The 16,700-nt window shown below is 41.6% G+C and carries 19 protein-coding genes; 10 read left to right on the forward strand and 9 right to left on the reverse strand.

All coding sequences use genetic code 11. From position 1 onward, the window contains the following. Positions 1-591 carry a nucleoid occlusion factor SlmA gene (gene slmA / locus OCV27_RS00735; protein WP_125320277.1) on the reverse strand — a complete coding sequence of 197 codons (591 nt, stop codon included), beginning with the start codon at positions 589-591 and terminating at the stop codon, positions 1-3. Between the two features lie 189 nt (positions 592-780). Then, positions 781-1,986 carry a bifunctional phosphopantothenoylcysteine decarboxylase/phosphopantothenate--cysteine ligase CoaBC gene (coaBC, locus tag OCV27_RS00740; protein WP_125320276.1) on the reverse strand — a complete coding sequence of 402 codons (1,206 nt, stop codon included), beginning with the start codon at positions 1,984-1,986 and terminating at the stop codon, positions 781-783. 226 nt (positions 1,987-2,212) lie between these two features. On the opposite strand from coaBC, the gene radC reads away from it, so the two are divergent. The 5 genes from radC to mutM all read left to right on the forward strand — a co-directional run bounded on the left by radC (position 2,213) and on the right by mutM (position 5,116). Beyond that, complete coding sequence (gene radC / locus OCV27_RS00745; protein ID WP_420919472.1) at positions 2,213-2,878, forward strand: RadC family protein; 666 nt, start codon at positions 2,213-2,215, stop codon at positions 2,876-2,878. Between the two features lie 279 nt (positions 2,879-3,157). Then, positions 3,158-3,394, forward strand: a complete 237-nt coding sequence (gene rpmB / locus OCV27_RS00750) for a 50S ribosomal protein L28 (protein ID WP_125320274.1) — start codon at positions 3,158-3,160, stop codon at positions 3,392-3,394. Positions 3,395-3,407: 13 nt separating this feature from the next. Next, complete coding sequence (rpmG, locus tag OCV27_RS00755; protein ID WP_004410866.1) at positions 3,408-3,578, forward strand: 50S ribosomal protein L33; 171 nt, start codon at positions 3,408-3,410, stop codon at positions 3,576-3,578. A gap of 215 nt (positions 3,579-3,793) precedes the next feature. Continuing rightward, on the forward strand, positions 3,794-4,279 hold the full coding sequence (locus OCV27_RS00760) for a hypothetical protein (protein ID WP_125320273.1): 486 nt from the start codon (positions 3,794-3,796) through the stop codon (positions 4,277-4,279). Positions 4,280-4,309: 30 nt separating this feature from the next. Next, the gene (gene mutM / locus OCV27_RS00765; protein WP_125320272.1) at positions 4,310-5,116 is read left to right on the forward strand and encodes a bifunctional DNA-formamidopyrimidine glycosylase/DNA-(apurinic or apyrimidinic site) lyase; all 807 of its coding nucleotides are present in this window, start codon (positions 4,310-4,312) and stop codon (positions 5,114-5,116) included. Between the two features lie 24 nt (positions 5,117-5,140). On the opposite strand, the gene coaD is transcribed toward mutM, so the two are convergent. Next, positions 5,141-5,635, reverse strand: a complete 495-nt coding sequence (coaD, locus tag OCV27_RS00770; RefSeq protein WP_125320271.1) for a pantetheine-phosphate adenylyltransferase — start codon at positions 5,633-5,635, stop codon at positions 5,141-5,143. Between the two features lie 110 nt (positions 5,636-5,745). Here coaD and OCV27_RS00775 point away from each other — a divergent pair, with 110 nt between their 5' ends. After that, the gene (locus OCV27_RS00775) at positions 5,746-6,795 is read left to right on the forward strand and encodes a glycosyltransferase family 9 protein (RefSeq protein WP_125320270.1); all 1,050 of its coding nucleotides are present in this window, start codon (positions 5,746-5,748) and stop codon (positions 6,793-6,795) included. Positions 6,796-6,838: 43 nt separating this feature from the next. Here the strand turns inward: OCV27_RS00775 and OCV27_RS00780 are convergent, their stop codons facing one another. Together OCV27_RS00780 and OCV27_RS00785 are read right to left on the reverse strand one after the other, a co-directional pair. Then, positions 6,839-7,624: a glycosyltransferase family 2 protein gene (locus OCV27_RS00780; RefSeq protein WP_125320269.1), complete on the reverse strand. Its 786-nt coding sequence runs from the start codon at positions 7,622-7,624 to the stop codon at positions 6,839-6,841. Between the two features lie 22 nt (positions 7,625-7,646). Next, positions 7,647-8,717, reverse strand: coding sequence for a glycosyltransferase family 9 protein (locus tag OCV27_RS00785; RefSeq protein WP_125320268.1), 1,071 nt, complete (start codon positions 8,715-8,717; stop codon positions 7,647-7,649). Between the two features lie 93 nt (positions 8,718-8,810). Between OCV27_RS00785 and OCV27_RS00790 the strand changes: the two genes are divergently transcribed. Next, entirely contained in the window at positions 8,811-9,518 is a 708-nt protein-coding gene (locus tag OCV27_RS00790) for a 3-deoxy-D-manno-octulosonic acid kinase (RefSeq protein ID WP_125320267.1), read from the forward strand. Between the two features lie 86 nt (positions 9,519-9,604). Next, positions 9,605-10,483 carry a hypothetical protein gene (locus OCV27_RS00795; protein WP_125320266.1) on the forward strand — a complete coding sequence of 293 codons (879 nt, stop codon included), beginning with the start codon at positions 9,605-9,607 and terminating at the stop codon, positions 10,481-10,483. Positions 10,484-10,496: 13 nt separating this feature from the next. On the opposite strand, the gene waaA is transcribed toward OCV27_RS00795, so the two are convergent. The 4 genes from waaA to waaF are packed head-to-tail and all read right to left on the reverse strand — an operon-like array spanning position 10,497 to position 14,630. Then, entirely contained in the window at positions 10,497-11,756 is a 1,260-nt protein-coding gene (waaA, locus tag OCV27_RS00800) for a lipid IV(A) 3-deoxy-D-manno-octulosonic acid transferase (protein ID WP_125320265.1), read from the reverse strand. Continuing rightward, positions 11,753-12,541 (reverse strand): glycosyltransferase family 32 protein, encoded by a 789-nt coding sequence (locus OCV27_RS00805; protein WP_125320264.1) that lies wholly within the window; start codon positions 12,539-12,541, stop codon positions 11,753-11,755. The genes waaA and OCV27_RS00805 overlap by 4 nt, the downstream gene beginning before the upstream one ends. 41 nt (positions 12,542-12,582) lie before the next feature. Continuing rightward, entirely contained in the window at positions 12,583-13,596 is a 1,014-nt protein-coding gene (locus tag OCV27_RS00810) for a glycosyltransferase family 9 protein (RefSeq protein ID WP_125320263.1), read from the reverse strand. Beyond that, the gene (gene waaF, locus OCV27_RS00815; protein ID WP_125320262.1) at positions 13,593-14,630 is read right to left on the reverse strand and encodes a lipopolysaccharide heptosyltransferase II; all 1,038 of its coding nucleotides are present in this window, start codon (positions 14,628-14,630) and stop codon (positions 13,593-13,595) included. Before waaF ends, OCV27_RS00810 begins: the two co-directional genes overlap by 4 nt. A gap of 182 nt (positions 14,631-14,812) precedes the next feature. On the opposite strand from waaF, the gene OCV27_RS00820 reads away from it, so the two are divergent. Next, positions 14,813-15,538: a glycosyltransferase family 25 protein gene (locus OCV27_RS00820; protein WP_125320261.1), complete on the forward strand. Its 726-nt coding sequence runs from the start codon at positions 14,813-14,815 to the stop codon at positions 15,536-15,538. Next, positions 15,535-16,686, forward strand: a complete 1,152-nt coding sequence (locus OCV27_RS00825; RefSeq protein WP_125320260.1) for an O-antigen ligase family protein — start codon at positions 15,535-15,537, stop codon at positions 16,684-16,686. Before OCV27_RS00820 ends, OCV27_RS00825 begins: the two co-directional genes overlap by 4 nt. Positions 16,687-16,700: the final 14 nt, after the last annotated feature.

A 16,700-nucleotide genomic window follows, 5' to 3' on the forward strand; every position in this document is an offset into this window, starting at 1 on the left:
TTACTTAATTTGTGCACTCAGTAAGGCCCAGTATTGTTCAAAGTTGGCCGTTGGCTGGTATTTAAAATCTGAGCGGACAAAGCGATTCAAGCTACCTTCAACTTGCCCTAGCAACTGCGCTGCGAGGGTGGGTTCATCGACAGGAAACGCTTTCCCCTCTCTTAATTGACGTTCACGTAGAATTTGTCGAATCGAGGTTTCGATTCGTTCAAATAATTGATTAATACGTTCACGCAGACGTTCATTTTCGAACATCAGTGCGTGGCCAGATAAAATGCGTGTTAAACCAGGATTTCGCTCAGCGAAGGCTAAAATAAGCTGCAAAACTAGGCGAATACGCGTCAATGTGTCTTTCTCCTCATCCAGAATACGATTGATGCGTGACATCAAGGATTCTTCAATAAACTCGATCAGACCTTCAAACATGCGAGCTTTGCTTGGGAAGTGTCGATACAAAGCGGCTTCTGACACACCAACATGCTTTGCTAGTTTAGCTGTTGTGATCCGAGAGGCTCCATCGTGAGATTCCAGCATTTGTGCCAGTGCCTGTAGTATTTCTTCCCGGCGGTTGCTTTTTTTTGTTCCGGCCATGAATGAGTTCCTTGTTTGCCACTGTTAATGCCAATAAACATAGGCATTCGCCCAAGCTAGTAAACTAGGATGGGCGGAATAGACGACTTTTCTGAATGTTAGATTAGAGTCTGTTTATCTTGTCTTGCGCGACTTTATATCGCTATCGCGCGAGTAATGTTATTCGAACGGGTAACAGGCCCGAGCGACTCAATTGCTTAGTTTATCAGCAATGCACATTAGTATTTGTTGTGCAATTTTTTGTTTTGATGCAAGGGTAAGTGACTGCTCACCTTCTTTCCAGTATAGAGTAACTGCATTATTGTTGCTGTTAAAGCCTTGTCCTTCTAATGAGACATCGTTAGCACAAATCATATCCAACTTTTTATTAATCAATTTAGTGCGTGCGTAATGTGCTACATCTTGAGTCTCTGCTGCAAAACCGACAGTGAATGGACGGTTGCGAGTCATTTTGGCAACGGAGGCTACTATGTCTGGGTTTCTGACCATAGTAATTGTCATATCTTGGTTGCCATCTACTTTTTTGATTTTTTGCTTGGCTACAGATTCTGGTCGATAATCAGCGACAGCGGCGCAGCTGATAAAAATATCACAATCGGGTGAGTGCTGCATAACGGTATTGTGCATCTCTTCAGCGCTTGCCACATCAATTCGATGTGTGTTTGTTGGCGTTTTGAGTGATACAGGGCCTGCAACTAAAGTTACCGATGCTCCCAGTTGCGCCGCGACTTGTGCTAATGCAAAGCCCATTTTCCCTGAGCTGTGGTTTGAAATGTAGCGTACAGGGTCGATGGATTCACGTGTTGGACCTGCGGTAATCAACACTGACTTTCCTTTCAGGGGCTGCTTTCCCCAAAACAGTTCGCATTTTTCTACTAATTGCATTGGTTCCAACATGCGGCCTGGACCGATATCACCACAGGCTTGTTCACCAGAGGCTGGCCCCCAAATATGTAGACCTCGCCTTTGCAATGTGGCTATATTTTCTTGAGTTGCTAGGTTGAGATACATTTGCTGATTCATCGCTGGAGAGACAGCGGTAGGGGCATCGGTTGCTAAAACTAACGTGGTTAGAAGATCATTGCCCATGCCAGATGCAATCCGAGCGATCAGGTCTGCGGTTGCTGGGGTTATGAGTACTAAATCAGCCCATTTGGCCAACTCAATGTGGCCCATTGAAGCTTCAGCTGCGGGATCGAGAAGGCTGTCAGAAACTGGCCGACCTGAGACTGCCTGCATGGTTAGTGGAGTGATAAACTCTTTGGCAGCTTTGGTCATGACAACCTGCACTTCTGCGCCCCGTTCAATCAGTCGACGAGTCAAATCGGCACACTTATAAGCAGCGATACCGCCACCGATACCAAGTAGGATCTTTTTGCCCGCGAGTGTTTGCATGATGGTCATCCTTTAAAAATACTGTGGCTAGATTACCACGCAGCAGATTTAGACTCTAGAAATGGCACGGTTTGTTTTTTGTTTCACCATTTTTTTTGTCTCCGTACTTATATACCTATTATTTACTGAAAATCTTTCACTTGCTCGAATGCAAAATCATTTAATGTGATTAACTGTATGGTTGTAGTTATGCTGGTGTACTGTTCCCCATATGAAGGTTGTATCTATGTTACTGCCTCGTGATTCCCTACCGCGGGAAAAGTTGTTAACCCGAGGAGCTCAGTCGCTTACGGATGCTGAGCTGTTAGCTATTTTTCTACGTACAGGTACTAAGGACATGAATGTCTTACAGTTGGCGGATCGGGTTCTCAGGGAGTTGGGGTCATTGCGTTGCTTGTTTGCAGCAAGCAAAACAGAACTCTGTCGGTACAAGGGACTCGGTGAAGCTAAGTATGTTCAATTGCAAGCAGCATTAGAAATGACGCAGCGTTACTTGTATGAAAGTCTAGCGCGAGGGGAAGCTCTGACTAGTCCTGAACAGACCAAACTATATCTAGTAAGTAGATTGCGCGATCGTTCTCGTGAAGCCTTTTATATCCTGTTTTTGGATAACCAGCATAGAGTAATTAAAGGAGAAGTATTGTTTGAGGGTACAATTGACAGTGCATCTGTTTATCCAAGGGAAGTAGTAAAGCGGGCGCTCGATTACAATGCAGCGGCTTTAATATTGGCGCATAATCATCCTTCTGGTGTTGCTGAGCCCAGTCAGGCAGACCGCCGAATCACGCGTCGTATCGTGGATGCACTGGCTCTAGTCGATATTCGTATCCTCGATCACTTTGTGGTTGGTGATGGGGAGGTGGTTTCCTTTGCAGAACGTGGATGGATTTAAATCACATTACTTGTTGTGAGTTGCGTGAATTCTGCTACAATCCTCCGACATTTTTTGAACTATTATCAGCTCTGCCTAAAAAAGATCACGAAAACCTTGAAAAAGGATCTGTTCGGGTCTTGAGCAATGCTAGTCAAGTTAGTATAATGCGCGACCTTTGATAGCCTTGTATGGGTTTCCATAACGGTATAAGACCTCTACATTCTTCTACGAGAAGAAATAGAGAGGTTCGGCCACCAAGGTTGATATCGAGCTGAAACGATTTTGGAGAAGACATTCATGTCACGAATATGCCAAGTAACTGGTAAGCGTCCAGTAACGGGTAACAACCGTTCACACGCACGTAATGCTACTAAGCGTCGTTTTCTGCCGAACCTACAAACTCATCGTTTCTGGGTAGAGAGCGAAAAACGTTTTGTTAAACTACGTCTATCTGCTAAAGGTATGCGTATCATCGACAAGAAAGGCATCGATGCTGTTCTTGTTGACATTCGCGCAAATGGCGAAAACGTTTAAGAGGAAATAGGCAATGGCAAAGAAAGGCGTACGTGAGAAAATCCGTCTAGTATCTTCAGCAGGTACTGGTCACTTCTATACGACTGATAAGAACAAGCGTAATATGCCAGGCAAATTTGAGATCAAAAAGTTTGATCCAGTTGTTCGCCAGCACGTTATGTACAAAGAAGCGAAAATCAAGTAATTGATTTTTCTTCTAGGCTTCTCTAGCGGAAGTCCATACTAGAAGCCCAGCAAATATGCTGGGTTTTTTGTTTTTCGTCAATATTTAAGTGTAGATCTCGCTTTAACTGTCTATTTGGAGATGATTTGCCAATCAAAGCAAATTTCTCTTTCATTTCCCTCATGATTTTTTTCTGCTACCTTTTGTTACAGTAACTTAAACGGAAAACTCAACCCATGCGTGTTTCTACTTCGAGGCGTCGTCGCTGGAACAACATCATGATTCTAGGCATTATTGCCTTTATTATGATTCTTAATCTGCCAACCATTATTAAAACCTATTTAATTAATGATGACTCGACAGTTATTAGTGATGCTCATCCCTATCTACTAAATCCATCGGCTGAGTTAAGGGCGCTGCATTTTTCTGATTGGTCGTTGGAATACCAAAATGGACAATGGAACCTAACTAAGCAAAGCCATATGCCTGCGGCTGAATTAGCTCAGCGCTGGATAAGCTTAATGGGCACCCAAGTCAGCGAGCAGACTTTTGATAGCCTTAAACCTCAGCTGAGTTCGCCGCGTACAATTGAAGTTTGGTATCAAGATCAAGAAGAGCCACAGAGGATCACCTTCTATAAAGCTCCGAAATTTTGGCTCTTAAAAAACTGGCAAGATCAATGGATAGCGATTTCAGTTAAGCCTGAATATTTGTTACCTTAGTCGACTCTATCCAATAAGCATAAGAGTCCTATGCCTGAATTACCTGAAGTTGAAGTAAGTCGTCTTGGTATCACTCCACACCTAGCCGGACAAACAGTAGCAAAGCTGACTTTTCGAACCCCTAAATTACGTTGGGATATCCCTCATGAATTAAAGAAAATGGAAGGCCAGGTAATACGCAGTATTTCTCGTCGAGCCAAGTACTTAATCATTGAAACCAATGTTGGCAGTGCGATTGTACACTTAGGTATGTCAGGCTCGCTGCGAGTGCTCGATGCAGAAATAGAGCCGAGCAAGCATGACCACGTAGATTTAAAGCTAACCAATGGAAAAGTTTTGCGCTATAACGATCCTAGGCGTTTTGGTGCTTGGCTTTGGACTGAAAATGGTGAGCATCAAGCATTGGCTAAGATGGGGCCAGAGCCCTTAACAGAAGCATTTGATGCGCCATATATCAAGGCTAAAGCAAACAAAAAGCGAGTTACGGTGAAGCAGTTTATTATGGACAACAAGATAGTTGTTGGTGTCGGAAACATATACGCCAGTGAGTCTTTGTTTGGCGCTAGAATTCACCCTAGCCGTTCTGCTGGCTCACTTACTGATAACGAATGGGTAAGGCTAGTGAAGGAAATAAAGCAGGTTCTCGATACCGCGATTAAGCAAGGTGGAACCACGCTTAAGGATTTCGCCCAAGCAGATGGCAAGCCAGGCTACTTTGCACAAGAATTGCAAGTATATGGTAGGGCTAGTCAGCCTTGCCAGAATTGTAGTGGAACCATCCAAGAGCAGAAAATTGGTCAGCGTAATACGTTTTTCTGTGATAATTGTCAGCAATGATATCAGCGGCCTTTGCCGCTGATTTTATATGTGGTTTTTTCCTTTTAATGCATACGCTACTACTTCTGGTACAAAGTTAGTCACATCACCGCCATGAATAGCCACTTCTCGTACAATCGTTGAAGAGATAAACGCATGCTCTTCTGCAGGTGTTAGGAATACACTTTCCAAACCTGGCATTAGTCTGCGGTACATATTGGTGAGACCAAACTCATACTCAAAGTCGACTGTAGTGCGCAGTCCTCGAATCAGAACATTTGCGTTTTCTTGTTTGGCAAAATCAACCATCAAGCCAGAAAAACCTTTGGAGTTAACATTATCTAAATGCTGAGTTACTTGTTGGGCGAAGGTTACTCGTTCATCTAATGTGAACATGGTGTTCTTACTAGGACTTGCTGCAACGGCTATGGTGACTTGGTCAAACATATCAGCTGCTCGCTCTATCAGATCTAAGTGGCCATTGGTGATAGGGTCAAAAGTCCCTGGGTATATTACTCTGGAAAGACGTTTTTTGGTCACTGTTATGTACTCAATAGATTTATTTATCTCGCTTAATGGTAACAAAAAGGCTCACGTTTACCCAACTTAGCCGTTATCATTGAGACAAAAGTTCGATCTCTTGAAATGTAATGAAAAAAATACTGGTTGTCCGAAACGATAAAATTGGCGACTTTATGCTTGCTTGGCCAAGCCTTGCCATGCTTAAAGCCTCTTTACCTGATTGTAAGATCACTGCGTTGGTTCCTAGCTATACTGTAGCTCTTGCCAAGATTTGTCCTTGGATAGATGAGGTGCTTGTTGATCCGACAAGTAAGGGTACTAAACAAGCCCAGTCATCTTTGGTAGAGATACTAAAGTCTGAGCGCTTTGATGCTTCGATTAATCTATTTTCGACAACCTACAACGCCAAATTAGTCTGGAAAGCAAACATTCCGTATCGTTTGGCACCAGCGACTAAGCTGGCGCAGATTTTATACAATAAGCGTATTAAGCAGAAGCGTTCACAATCGGCTAAGCCTGAATACGAATACAACCTCGACTTAGTAAGGGCTTTTTTAACTGATCTCGGCAAAGAGATAGTTGAGCCTAAAGCGCCTTATTTGTCTTTTTCAGCCCAAGATATTGACAACCAAAAGCAAAAGCTCGCGCAGAAATTATATTTGAATAGGGAAAGACCTTGGCTGTTTGTCCATGCAGGTAGCGGAGGCTCTGCTAACAATCTTTCTTTATCACAGTATACCGAGCTAATTTGTGGGTTATCAGCAGAGTTAGAGGTAGTGCTAACAGCTGGCCCCGGAGAGGAACAAAAAGCAGCAGAATTACACAGTTTGTTAGAAGAAAAAGGCAGATATTCTGTGGTTTATGACAAGAATGAGGGCTTAATTGATTTTGCTCTTGCCATTGCTTGCGCCGATTTTTTTATCGCAGGTTCTACAGGGCCGCTGCACATAGCTGCTGCTATCGACGTGCCAACTGTAGGGTTTTTCCCCAGTAAGCGCTCTGCAACACCGCTGCGTTGGCAGCCGATTAACTCTGCCAATAATCACATTGCTTTTTGTCCACCTGAGGCAGATGATAAAGCCAGCCAAGAAGATATGGCCAGAATTGATATCAGTTCCGTTGTTAAAGACTTACAGCCATGGGTAAACAGCAAGTTCAAATACGATCCCAAGGAATGAGCAATTCACCCTTTAGGAATACGGCATAGCGTCATGTCAGAATTTAAAACGAGTTTGGCATCTTGTCTGTTTCACTTCTAATCCAGAGGTCGGCATATTTAGCAAAGGTCGAATGCGCTGACAGCAAAGAAAGCAGTAGGCCTTGTTTGCCATCAAGAAATCCTGCCTTTAAGACATACATTTTCAAAAAACACCCAAGTGCGTGCAGTGCACCTTGTAAAATGCTGCCCTTTTTGCCTTTTCTCTCTCTCTGCTCTGCCCACGCTTTGGCATATCCTGCTGACTTAACCAAATAGTGGTTCATGTCGTTATAGGTAAAGTGAATAAGGTCGCCATTTAGTGTTTCCACTTTCATTGCTTTAGATACTTGGACTTTTTCATGCACCAGTGCGTCATTGTACTGTGTCAGTTTGGTTGGGTATAAGCGTAGAACCTTGTCTGGGTACCAGCCACAGTGACGGATATAGCGGCCAAAGACCCAACTTAGCCGCGCAGTCTGGTATATGGTCTCTGGTTGGTTAGTACTCACTGCAGATATAATGCTGTTTTTGAGATCTGGTGTGACGCGCTCATCGGCATCGAGCCAAAGAACATAATCAGACTCTACGTATGACTGGGCTAATTGACGCTGCGGCCCAAAACCAGGCCAACTGGTATTAACAAAAAATTTATCGGTGAAGCTACGGGCAATAGCTTCAGTATTGTCCGTGCTGCCAGAGTCTAGCACCACAATTTCGTCAACCCAGTCATGTACGGTTTCAAGGCAGGCTTTTAAGTGCTGCGCTTCATTTTTTACGATCAAGGCGACCGCAATACTTGGTTTACTCACACGGATACCTCATAGATTAGAATTACTTTTGCAGATTGGTAGTCAGATCCAGTTCGCCAGTCATTTTATCAAACATAGCGATGACTTGCTGTGGTTGAATACGCTGCATAGCATTTTTGTCTTTAACGCGAGCTCGCCAGTTAAGTTCTTCAAAAGACTTTCCTGTCTCAGCTAAGATGGCCTGCTCATAGGCTGAGACTACATATTGGCGATATTGATAGGGGCCAGTTCGCTCTGGGTTGTGATGAGCATAGAGCCCAATCACTGGAGTATTCATAGCGTTGGCCATATGCGCTGGGCCAGTATCAGGTGCGATGACAAGATCGGCATTGTCGATGAGGGCAAGCATTTGCTTGAGCGAGCTTTTACCAACTTGATTATTTAGCTTACATTTTGTTTTGCTTTCAATCTCAGCGGCCAAATCCACTTCTATTTGGGCTGGGCTTCCTGCTAAAATGATTTGCCAGCCTTGCTGAGTGGCGTGCTGGATCAAGGCTAAGTAACCTCGCAACGTCCAATTTTTGTATGCTTTGCTTGCTGCAGGAACGAGTACAAGGTTTCTATTCTCGGCAGAAAGTTGTTTTGTTGCCCAGAATTTGTCTTGATCTGAATAAGCTAGTGACCAAATTGGCGTCATATCACGAATTCCTAGTGTATGACCAAATGCCAGCAAACCATCGAGTACATGCATCGAATCTGGAGAAGGCACTTTGACATTAGTAAACCAGGTTTGTAAATCTTGACTTCTTCGCTTGTCAAAGCCGAGTTTATACGTGGCTTTAATACCCAAAGTGGCAAGACTGGCCCTAAAGGCGTATTGCATATGCAAAAGTGCATCAAATTTGCGTCCTTTCAGCGCTCGCCATAGTTTTTTATATCCTTGCCAGCCTTCTTTTTTATCAAAAACTATTATTTCTATACCTGATATTCCTTCCAGCAACTTGGCTTCAAGTTTACCAGTAACCCAGACAATCTTTGTTTGAGGCCATTGATGCTGAATCGCCTGCACAGCGGCAACGGTATTACAAACATCGCCAATGGCAGATAAACGCAGAATGCACAGAGAATCAGGCGGAGATGAAAAAAGACTCATAGGTATTTCTTGTCACTAACGGTGCTGAAGATTATGCAGAGCCATTCAATAAATGTAAAATACCAGTCAGTATTTATTAAGAGAAAACCAAGCATGAAAACGTTGCATTTTGATAACCAAACAATTTGGTACGATGAAACTTTGCTTAAAGATGAACCAATGCAGGTTTTCTCTCCTGAATTTTGGCAGCAGCAAGGTAAAGTCATTGGCAATGCTCAGGGGCGAGGCACCACTTGGTTTGTCCAAACGCAAACTATACAAGCAGCTTTGAGGCATTATCGCCGTGGTGGTTTGTTTGGTAAATTGATTGCCGATAGCTACTTATTTTTAGGTTGGGGAAAAACCCGTAGTTTTAAGGAATTTGATCTGCTTAAGACCTTAATAAAAGCTGGTGTTAATGTTCCCAAACCTATTGCTGCAAGAGCGATTCGTAGTGGATTGACGTACAAAGCTGATCTTCTCAGCGAAAAAATACCGAATGCTCGAGATTTGTTTTCTATCTTGATTAAAGAGCCACTGCCAGCAGACATGTATAAAAAAATTGGCCAGGAAATCGGTAAAATGCATCATGCCCAAGTCAACCATACCGATCTCAATATTCACAATATCCTGATAGATGATAGTGATAAAGTATGGATAATTGACTTTGATAAGTGTTTTGAACAGTCCGGCGATGCTTGGAAGCAGGGTAATCTCGATAGACTTAAGCGATCGTTTGAAAAGGAAGTGACTAGATATCAAGCATACTGGCAAAAAGAAGAGCTTCATATGTTATTGCAGGGTTACAGAAGTGAGTCTTAGTGTTACCCAAAAGCTATAGGGTAGGGTATCATAATGAAATCATTATATTAGTCACGCCTTTATATAAACTTTTAGACGAAAAAACTATGAATAAAACACCCGTTGAGTTTATTTTTCTCGCATTTGGAGAAAAAACACAGTATCACAGCCAGTTAGTGTATTCGATGATCAGTATAGCAGCGCATATGCCTGATGATAGAGATTATAGTTTCACAATTGTTACCGATAAAACCGATTTCTACCAATGGCTAGGAGCGCAATTTAATGTCGTGGGTGTGGATGAGAATACGCTCCAGAAATGGCGTGGTGATGTTGATTTTTTTTGGCGGATAAAAATCAAGGCAATATTATCTATTGCAGAGGTTAAACCTGAACATCATTGTGTGTATCTAGATACCGATACTATTGCAGATAAGTCTCTAACTGATATGATGAAAGAGCTAGACGGTGGGAATAACTTAATGCACATTCGAGAGTTTGACTTTCATTCTCCATTAGGAAGAACTGGAAAAAAAATGCAGAGCCATGGTATAGGTAAGACTTATGGTGAATTTGATATGACGCTTGATAGTGCCATGTGGAATGCTGGCGTGGTTGCAATATCTAAGCTGAGGAACCCATCGAAAGTATTATCATCAGCGTTGGTCACATGTGATGCTATGTGCCAAGAGGGCATGGAGCGCAGACTTGTTGAGCAGTTCTCCTTGTCGCTTGCACTCCAATCAACGTCGATTAGTGAAGCAAAAAATTGGATACGGCACTATTGGGGTAATAAGCTTCAGTGGGATGCATTGATCTCTTCTTTCTTCGCTAAAGTATTACTTCAGGGGCAAAATTTCGATGAAGCTGTGGAGATGTTTAAAACTCAGCGACACGAAATCCTCGATGTAATTAAAGATAATAAATTACAGAAATTTAAGAATAGTGTCTCAAAGCGCTATAAACGACTGACAGGTATTAACTGAGCCCTGTGCTTTGCTAACCTATAAAAGCTAATGCTTTTGCAACCGCACCACTATTTAACTGGACAAAATGCTTACTAGCTTCGCCTGCTGACTTTAAGTATACTGGGTTGCTAAGTGCCTCATTGAGCGCCGCTGTTATTTCTACAGAGTTATTTACAACTTTGCATGCACCAGCCGCAATAAGTGAGTTGGTTATATCTTTAAAGTTATAATAGCTTGGTCCTGTAAGAGTCGGTAACCCTAGTGCTGCTGGCTCAAGTAAGTTGTGCCCTCCGACTTTCTTTCCTAAAAGACTTCCCCCCATAAAACATATATCAGCAGCACCTAAGAGCAGCATCATTTCACCCATAGAGTCACCTACATACACCTCGGTGCTTGAAGAGACTTTTTCTCCGCTGCTGCGTGTAATTGTGGTGAATTTTTCAACACAAAGTTTGGTTACATGAGCAAACCGCTCAGGGTGTCTTGGTACTATGATGAGAAGCGCGTCTGGGTGGTATTCTAATATTGTAGAGTGGGCTGATAGTAGTAACTCGTCTTCACCAGCATGAGTGCTTGCTGCAATCCAAATCGGCCTAGGCTCGCCTAAAGTCTCTCTAAGGTTATTGCTAGCTAATACACTCTCCTTAGTGATGGTTATGTCAAACTTTATTGAGCCAGTAATAAGCACGTTTTCAGTAGGCACTCCCAGTTTAATAAATCGTTCGGCGTCATCTTCAAACTGACATAGGACTTGTGATAGTTTTTGAGCCATTGAACTAAAGATAGGAAGAACTCTTTTATAGCCAAGAAAGGATTTTTCTGAAAGCCGAGCATTAAGTACAGTAATTGGTATGCCTGCTTGGTGGGTATAGTGGATCAAGTTCGGCCATAGTTCTGTCTCGACAATTAAAAGCTTTTTGGGATTGAACGTCTTTAAAAAGCCTTTTATTGCAAAGGGAAAGTCAACAGGAGCGTATCTGTGCTCGACCAACTTAGTCAGGCTTTCTGCTTGCTTAGCACCTGTTGGGGTTGTGGTGGTGAGGAGTATAGTTTGCTCGGGGTTTTGTTTCTTAAACTCACGAATAAACTGCGTGACGGCGATTGTTTCACCAACTGACGCGGCGTGAATCCACACAGGCTCATTTCCATGACTTAATTTGGTCGAGTATCCAAAATGTTCTTTCCACCTCTTTCCTACTGTCGGCTTTTCCCGTTTTGTTCGAAATAATCCATACAATAAAAAAGGGGCAGACAAGCTAAGTAACACAGTATATAAAATTCGAATGATCATTTCTTTTTAACAAGTTCGTTGAGGTTTATGTGGGTCCATTTACCGCGCGGTTTATCGATATATTGAAAGTGCTCATTGGTAAAAGTACCTTGAATACAGACAAATTTTCTGTCTCTCGAGTTTACATCGGCTCTCCCCTTTAGCAGGTTGTCTAACACGGTAGGGCCTGTGCAATGATAAACGCCCATAGAGGGCTCATAGTTGTTTATATTATGTATAATTTGCTTAATCGCCTTTTGTAAGTCTGAATTATTGGGCCTAGAGGCAATAAAATAGTTGGTAAATCGGGTGTTGTTAGCGATTTTTATGTACAAAGAGTCATTTTTATTGCCAAGCAGTTTATCTAAAAACCAAACAAGGGTTGCATCGATATCCATGTAAATACCACCTTTGTGGTTTAGAACAAACAATCGCCATAAATCCGCTTGGGCAGCTCCATCTGTGAGTCTCGAATAAGCATCATATACCTCTTTAGGAGCGTTATCTTTCAAATATTTTCCACGATTTTCAGTACTCACATAATTGTAATTACAGTTCAAAGTGAGTAAACGATTGAATAGATAATTTAGATAAACAGGAAGCGATACCTTATTGGTGAAGTTGGTTTGCCAAATCTCACGAGGAATTTTTCTTGGACCCGAGAGTTTTACTTTTGCAGCAGAATGTTCCGGGATCGTAAATCGCTGTTTTGGCAATAAATAATGAAACGGATACGACAGTATTTTAAAAATATTGCCAGTTAAGCGAATGAGGCGATTTGCAATTAAGGTTGAAAGGTTGTTCATTTTTATAACTCCCTATATATCAACCGATAAGTCATTGACTACTATTGCAGCGTTTGCTTAATCGCCCATGTAATTTGCTCGGTTGATGGTATATCTCCATTAGCGTTCATAACGATAGTATGGTGCTCATACAAGGGAGTGTACCTGAAGGGGACAGTGACATAGAATATGCCAATAGTAGGAGTGTGAGTTGAGATCGCAATATTTCTAACTCCTGTGTCAGGTGCCACCATTAATGTAGATTTTGCTGTTAGTTCAACAAGTTGTTCAAGCGGCAAGCAAGCTTGAATCTTAAAGTTAGGATATTTGAACAGTTCTTTGAAAAACTCTCCTTTTTCAAAATCGTTTTTCCCTTCCAAATAAACATGGGTGTGGTCAGGATTTTCTTGAATTGCTCTCTCGAGTACGGCATACATTTGATCTTTCGACAAAATTTTTCTTAGCTGAGATGCACCGTTAAAATACAGAACAAACGGGTTTTGGCTATCTCTAAGATTTCGGTGATCTGGGTAACCAAAGTCAAGAGGGTGCTGCGGTGAATGGCCAAGTAGTTTGAGCATATCCAGCATGCATTCGACTTCTGGCTGAAAGTCGGAGCGAAATACGGCCATATTAAATAATGTACCGCATAAATAAGGTTTGTATGGGAACCCCATTTTTATTTTTGCTTTACTAAGAGCCACCATCCAATGCGAGCGATTAGTGCTAGCTAAATCAAAAATAATGTCCTGTTCGCCTAGTTGTCTAATGTTGTTAATCTTGTCTTTAAATGTAGTTTCCGATCTTTTGTCTCTACCTGGCATAACCAATGTTTTGTCAACCAAGTCGTTTGGCATACCATAGGTATAGTTAGACACACCCACTAGAGTTATCTTGGCATTGGGGAAAAACTTGCGTGCTTCAATCAAAAACGGGCGAACAATGACCTGATCGCCAAGTGCAGCATGACGGATAACTGCTATTTTGGTGATTTTTTCGGGAGAGAATGCAGTTTCGATATAATGGCGGGCTTTTTTGGAAGCGTATGCGCCTCGTTCAAACCAAAGGTGTTTCATACAGTATTACTCAAAAATCGTTTTAATTTAGAAATGACTTGTTCTGGTGTGAGCTTGTTTAGGCAATCCTGATGTCCTAACGGACACTCACGTTTAAAGCATGGGCGACACTCAATGTCATTATGCACCATTTCTAATTTTGTTGTCAGCGGTGGTGTGTATTTCGGTGAGCTTGAACCATAAATGGCTACAATGTTACAGCCAACAGCAGCAGATACGTGCATCAGCCCAGAATCGTTAGATACCACAGTATGGCAAGCCGCCAGCAAATCGACCGCTTCAATAAGTGATGTTTCACCTGCTAAGTCAAAGCAATGCTGCTGTTCTTCCATGGTTAGAGCGGATTTGATTTGTTGTGTGACTTGTTTGTCTTTTACAGAACCAAATAGCCAAACTTGTTGACCTTGATTGATAAGATATTTTGCTAATTTAGCATAGTGTCTGTCTGGCCAGCGCTTGGCTGGTCCAAATTCTGCTCCGGGGCATAGCCCTATAATCGGGCGTGATTTATCTAAGCCCAGCCTCAGCAAAGCAGAATTTTGGGTGTTACGATCGACAAGCAGTTTTGGCTTAGGGCAGCTTTGTAAAGACACATCACCTTTCATTTCGCTTCTACCTGAAACTAAGGCGACATACCTCTCGACCATATATTGAAAAACACGCTTATTAGTGCGAAGGTCTGTCAAAAGGCCATAGCGAAATTCACCTTTCCAGCCAATGCGATTGGGAATCTTGGCAAACCAGGGAATCAAAGCAGATTTGGCTGAGTTTGGTAACACATAAGCGTGAGTGTAGTGGTTTTTGCTCAATATTTTCCCTAAGGCTCGTCTACCCAACAGGTTAAACTCACCGTGTCTAATAGGCATTTCAATTGCTTGGTTGACTTCAGGCATACGCTGTAAAATTGGTTTACACCAATCGGGGGCAAGTACGTCAATCTCACAATGTGGATATTTAGCTTTTAAAGTGGTGTATAAGCTTTGCGACATAACCATGTCGCCTACCCATGATGGGCCAATAATGAGGGTTTTCATGTAAATAGTTGAAGTGGAGCCTTGATGCTAAGGGTAACACATGAGAGCATCGATTAGGAACCCAACCTGGTATATTCGATATGTAAAAATCAGGTCAATGTAGATTTAAAGCGTGTTAACTTATTTCTTTTTATGGCCAATCTATGGTCTAATACCGCTTCAATTTTTAGAGAGTCCTTTTAGTGAAAGTATTTGTCATTAGTCTCAAGCGAAGTCCGGAGAGAAGGCGATACATAAAAAGGCAGTTGGATGACTTGAACATTGAATTTGAGTTTTTCGATGCCGTTGATGGTAGGGCTGAGCCTCCTCATCCTTTGTTTGATAACTACAATTATGCCAAGCGCTTGTGGCTAACGAGTGGTCGTGTGCCGTCGAAAGGTGAGTTGGGTGTATATGGTAGCCACTACCTTCTTTGGCTTAAATCGGTAGAGCTTAACGAAGCTATCATTGTTTTTGAAGACGATGCAGCAATACAACCGATATTTAGCGACTATATTTCTTTGATAGAAGAGAAAGTACATAGTTATGGTTTTTTGAGGTTGGAGTCTAAGAACGATAAAGGTGAGGCAATACCTAAAGAAGCTGGTGAGAATTATCAAATTTCATTTCTAACAGATAATTTCGGCGGTCTTCGTTGTTATGCAATATCCCCAACTGCTGCAAAAAAGCTTATAAAAGACTCAGAGCGTTGGTGTATGCCAGTTGATAATTATATTGGCTCAGTGTATTTACATAATATGCCATCATACATATTGTCCCCTACCCTAGTTGAGAACCCGCAAGAGTTTGATACCACTATTCAGCTTGGAGAGGAAAGGCGAGCTGAATGGTATAGAAAGCCTACTCGAGAACTATATAGCTTGTATAGGAAGTTTAAAATGAGCCAAATGAATAAAAAATATCGATGAAAAAAACATCTCTATTGCTTGAGAGACTATTCATATTCTCTCCTATTTTTGTTGTCTTTTGTTCTATATTTAACTTCTCAGATACTAAGTCATTGGTGTCACGGTTATCTGTTTTGGTTATTATTTACTGTATTTTTAGGTACAAGGATTATTTAAAATCTAGTATTAATAAAAAGACAATTGCTTTTTTTATTTCTTCGAGTCTTATTCTATTTATTTATCTTTCAATAATGCATTTATGGAGAGGTGATAATTTTGGATTTCCAAGAACTTTAATAACATGTCTATTATATCTAATCGTAATTCCATGGGATAAGTTTTCAAAAAAATGGATATTCAACACTATTATTATAGCTTCATATATATGTGGCTTTAATGCTATGTATGAGCACTTAGTGCTGGGGATGCAGAGAGTTGGTTTTGCCACGAATCCTATTCCTTATGCTTTTTATTGTGCCTTTTTGTCATTGTCTGCACTATATTTGGTTAGTGTTTATCAGGGTAAGTTGAATAAGCTTTTGATTTTGGTTGGGTCCTTTCTTTCATTGGGAGCGCTAATATTAACTGAAGCTCGAGGCGTTTGGCTAGGATATCCAATAGCCATGCTTTATGTGCTTGTGCTGTTTTTTGAGAAAACTCCTAAACGAAAATTAGTATTATTTATAATACCATCGGCTATTCTGTTGTTTTTTACTTTTAATGCTGAATTAGAGTCGAGAATTGACAGTACATCTGTTGAGATACATAAAATCTTAGAGGGTGATCACCAAACTTCGATTGGTGCGAGAATCGATTTATGGGGATGTGCAATCAATCTATGGTTAGAATCACCGCTATTAGGCGTGGGTGATGAGAAGTTAGAATCAGCAATAAAGCAAATACCTAACCAGCTCGCATACGGTCAGCCACATATCCATAATCAGTATCTTGATACTCTATCAAGGTATGGCTCTGTTGGTTTGGTTTTTTTGATTGTATGGGTCATTAGCGGAATTGTGGGTGAAGATAATAGAGATAGCCGTAGGTTGATCATAATATGTAGCGGGCTAATTTTAATATCTGGACTTTCTGATGTTCCATTTCATCATACACATACAGTATACTTGTTTGGTTTCTTGGTTGGTAGTTTAAAGCTCATTGAAGATTAAGCTTTAAGCTTGAA

This window comes from Vibrio pectenicida (genome assembly GCA_024347015.1).
Taxonomy (GTDB): Bacteria; Pseudomonadota; Gammaproteobacteria; order Enterobacterales; family Vibrionaceae; genus Vibrio; species Vibrio pectenicida.

Coding starts and splice junctions, on each gene's coding strand:
- slmA (WP_125320277.1), bottom strand. CDS start 591: ATGGCCGGAACAAAAAAAAGCAACCGCCGGGAAGAAATACTACAGGCA.
- OCV27_RS00805 (WP_125320264.1), bottom strand. CDS start 12,541: ATGAACAACCTTTCAACCTTAATTGCAAATCGCCTCATTCGCTTAACT.
- rpmG (WP_004410866.1), top strand. CDS start 3,408: ATGGCAAAGAAAGGCGTACGTGAGAAAATCCGTCTAGTATCTTCAGCA.
- OCV27_RS00785 (WP_125320268.1), bottom strand. CDS start 8,717: ATGAGTCTTTTTTCATCTCCGCCTGATTCTCTGTGCATTCTGCGTTTA.
- rpmB (WP_125320274.1), top strand. CDS start 3,158: ATGTCACGAATATGCCAAGTAACTGGTAAGCGTCCAGTAACGGGTAAC.
- OCV27_RS00790 (WP_125320267.1), top strand. CDS start 8,811: ATGAAAACGTTGCATTTTGATAACCAAACAATTTGGTACGATGAAACT.
- OCV27_RS00760 (WP_125320273.1), top strand. CDS start 3,794: ATGCGTGTTTCTACTTCGAGGCGTCGTCGCTGGAACAACATCATGATT.
- waaF (WP_125320262.1), bottom strand. CDS start 14,630: ATGAAAACCCTCATTATTGGCCCATCATGGGTAGGCGACATGGTTATG.
- OCV27_RS00795 (WP_125320266.1), top strand. CDS start 9,605: ATGAATAAAACACCCGTTGAGTTTATTTTTCTCGCATTTGGAGAAAAA.
- coaBC (WP_125320276.1), bottom strand. CDS start 1,986: ATGCAAACACTCGCGGGCAAAAAGATCCTACTTGGTATCGGTGGCGGT.
- mutM (WP_125320272.1), top strand. CDS start 4,310: ATGCCTGAATTACCTGAAGTTGAAGTAAGTCGTCTTGGTATCACTCCA.
- OCV27_RS00810 (WP_125320263.1), bottom strand. CDS start 13,596: ATGAAACACCTTTGGTTTGAACGAGGCGCATACGCTTCCAAAAAAGCC.
- OCV27_RS00775 (WP_125320270.1), top strand. CDS start 5,746: ATGAAAAAAATACTGGTTGTCCGAAACGATAAAATTGGCGACTTTATG.
- OCV27_RS00825 (WP_125320260.1), top strand. CDS start 15,535: ATGAAAAAAACATCTCTATTGCTTGAGAGACTATTCATATTCTCTCCT.
- waaA (WP_125320265.1), bottom strand. CDS start 11,756: ATGATCATTCGAATTTTATATACTGTGTTACTTAGCTTGTCTGCCCCT.
- radC (WP_420919472.1), top strand. CDS start 2,213: ATGTTACTGCCTCGTGATTCCCTACCGCGGGAAAAGTTGTTAACCCGA.